Raw genomic sequence first — 3,117 nt, forward strand, 5'->3', positions numbered from 1 at the left:
CAATTGCAACTGTTGAGCTAGCTGACTATTGTTCATGCCCTCGGCAGCCAATAAAACTACCATTACACGTTGCACTATTCCTTGTGGACTCCTGTAGAGACGCACTACCTGTTCGAGTAAATCTCGCTGTTGCTGTGATAATTTAAACCTCAGGGGACGGTGGTCAGGCATTGCTAAGGTTGTGATGAGTGCAATAGTTTGATTAGGTCATCCAGTTTTTTGGCTTCATTGTTCCATTTTACCCTAAGATGAGCTGCTCAAGTATTTCTGCCGCGCTGCACTAGATACTCAAGGCGTACCTCATATTAGAGTTAATCTGAATGACCCGAGTATTGAGCCGGAAACCGAGCGAGGCTATGCTGTCTTTCGGATGGTCGAGGGTGACGTACCTCCCCAGGTTCGTCAGGTCATGGAACAGCAATGTGGGGAAGTTCTTTTTGCTAACTTTACCAGTATGCTGGACGTCAGTCCCTACCACCAGCGTCTAGAGCAAATTGCCAAATTACCTCCAGAAAAACTTGACCAAGAACGGCAGAGGGCAGAGGATAAAAGGCAGAAGGGAAGAGGTATTAATGGGGGGTATCAGCGGCAACTTCCGACGCTGCTTGCCCGGGAAAATTATGAATGGGAAATAGCTCCAGGACAGTTTGAGGAAAAGCCAACACTCAGATTATCCGTCGATTCCAGCAAAACAGCTCAGGTGAAAGCATGGCTTGATCATAATGGAGTGGAGTTTGCCCCAGCCACTGACCCCTTAGATATTGAAGCGGAGGCTCAATTGGGTTATGAGGTAGTCAGGATGGTTGAGGGGAACCTGCCAGAAGCGGTTCAGCAGGGACTAACGGCTAAGTTTGGGGAACCTCTAGATGCCGATTCTCTTAAGGGTTCCTACTATCAGCGCCTCGAACAAATCGAGCAGGGTTTGCCTGAGATAACTGACGCACAGAGGGACAAAGGCGAAGCTTCTATGCAGGGGAATGGGAGAGTAGGGGAGCCAGAGAGAGAGTTTCCGCCCGATTCACTCCTGCATCCAGATACCTCTACCCCTATGTCAGCAAATCCTCTGGCTGACCTCCAACCCATCAACCCAGCCGTTGCTGCTCATACAAAAAAAGACGTGGCAATGGCTGCGGTGGCGACTCAGTTTATTGGCAAGTCGGCGGCGCCACCAGAAGTCCCATCGTCTACTCGTAACTACGAGCGAGCTTGGGGAGAACGGGCAAACACAGGCGTCTATTGCCAAAGCGATATCATTATGGTCAGTGGTTCCGGACCGTGGCGGGGCGTTACCAATCAACAGATTGAAGCCACCTTTACTACTTACTATAAGCCCCTGTTGGAGCAAGCGATCGCGGCGGGTAGTTCCTTTGTTGTCGGTAATGCCAAAGGCACTGACCAGTTGGTACAGAGTTACTTAAAAGAGCGCGGGTACAAGCTGGAATCGACAGCGGATAATTACCTCAAAGGTTCGCCAGAGCGGACTCAAACGATTTCACCAGAGCATTCCTCTGAGTCTGGGAATGGTTCTCAACCTGTACAACTCTCTGGCAAACCCGTGAAAATGGTCTATCCTCTCAAGCTGCATGGGGAAGCCAACCCGTTACCCGTCAGCACGACTATCGATGCCATGCGGGGTTACGGACGCTGTCACACGACTCGCACTTACTCTCCTTATGCCGCCTACGGATTCAAGCAGGGGGATATTGCGCTGGCTGTAGCTGGGGAAAAACAAGTGGCGTTCCGAGTCGGCAAGCAGTACCCCATTACTCAACAGATGATAGCTGACCCCCAGTACCGGGAGCAATGGGCATCCTTTGAGAAGCACAGCGTAAAAGAGTTAGATAGTTTTAAGGGAAAAGAGGGTGTCTGGGGGCTATATATGGAGCCGCTGGGAGATTATGTCGATGGCAAGATTGTCCCCTTTCCCGAGGTGGCAACTCAAACTCAGCCGACACAGCCAAACGCCTCAATCGCCCAAGCCATTCAACAGCAGCGCACGGAATTGGTTGCCGCTGTTGTCGCCAAAACCTTAGATTTAGCTGGCACTCACCACCACAACGGTAGCAAATACACCGCTGAGTGGAACCCCACTCAACAAACTCTGACTTTAACACCTGTTAAGGATACTACTCCGGTAATGGTCGCCAAGCTCTCTCTTGGCAACTGGCAAGCTACTCAAGCCTGTCGGTTACGTCATTGTGATGTTGAGTTCTTTCAATCGATTATTCCTCAAATTCAGCATTTGGAACGACACGCCCAGGGTAAACAGGTCGGTCTAGACTGACGTTTTAATGGTCAAATGTACTGATTAGCAAGTTAATGAGTTGGGTAACACTTAAACGTGATGATAAGTAGTCAGATAAAAGTTAACTTTTGTCTGACTACTGAACTCTGAGTCTCATTATCCACCTGATCGCTAGATCGAACAAGGACACCTTTATTATTTTGAGTGTTTTCTACGGAGTAAACTGTTTTGGTGTGAATATTAATAGATTGCTTTAACGATCTCACCTAAAGACGAATGCTGGAGGTTTCATGAAACAGCTTACTTCGGTCAAAATTTTCTTGACCATCTTTTTGGCTAGCAGTATTTTTCTGTTGGGAGGCAATCTCTGTGCCAATGCCAGTGAGTTAAAGGTGGCTTCATTCAATGTCGAATCAGGGGATGCTGTGCCATCAGTTATTGCTCGTAAACACATCGCACCCTTGGAAGACATTGACATCTGGGGATTCTCTGAAGTTCAGAACGCAAGCTGGCTTCCGGATCTCGAACAGGGGACAGAAGAAGGAGAAAATGCTGATTTTAAAACCATTCTCGGCAGTACAGGCGGAGGCGATCGCTTGGCTATTGCCTACAACAGTAATCTGTTAGAAGAGGTCAAGCATTATGAACTTGATGATATCAATATAGGAGGTCGAGTGAGAGCGCCCCTGGTCGCTCAATTTCGGTTTAAACCGACGGGGGAAGAGTTTCTGCTGAAGGGGTGACAAGCAGCTCAAAAGCTTGGCAGACAAAGCATTTCCCCCCTCAAGTCTCAAAAAGATGGTAGCTTATTGACAGGCTTATTGAGAATGAATAAGTGAATGAGAATGATAATCACCTGGGTGACACTCCAG

General features: G+C 48.4%; 2 protein-coding genes. Both read left to right on the forward strand.

From position 1 onward, the window contains the following. The first annotated feature begins 370 nt into the window (after nt 1-370). Nucleotides 371-2,284, forward strand: a complete 1,914-nt coding sequence (locus tag RIC07_RS08365) for a hypothetical protein (protein WP_446394115.1) — start codon at nt 371-373, stop codon at nt 2,282-2,284. A gap of 251 nt (nt 2,285-2,535) precedes the next feature. After that, nucleotides 2,536-2,988: a hypothetical protein gene (locus tag RIC07_RS08370; RefSeq protein ID WP_446394116.1), complete on the forward strand. Its 453-nt coding sequence runs from the start codon at nt 2,536-2,538 to the stop codon at nt 2,986-2,988. Nucleotides 2,989-3,117: the final 129 nt, after the last annotated feature.

Source organism: Coleofasciculus sp. E1-EBD-02 (genome assembly GCF_040218245.1).
GTDB lineage: Bacteria > Cyanobacteriota > Cyanobacteriia > Cyanobacteriales > Coleofasciculaceae > Coleofasciculus.

Excerpts from the sequence above, each read along its gene's own strand:
- RIC07_RS08365 (WP_446394115.1), top strand. The coding sequence starts at position 371 with ATGGTCGAGGGTGACGTACCTCCCCAGGTTCGTCAGGTCATGGAACAG.
- RIC07_RS08370 (WP_446394116.1), top strand. The coding sequence starts at position 2,536 with ATGAAACAGCTTACTTCGGTCAAAATTTTCTTGACCATCTTTTTGGCT.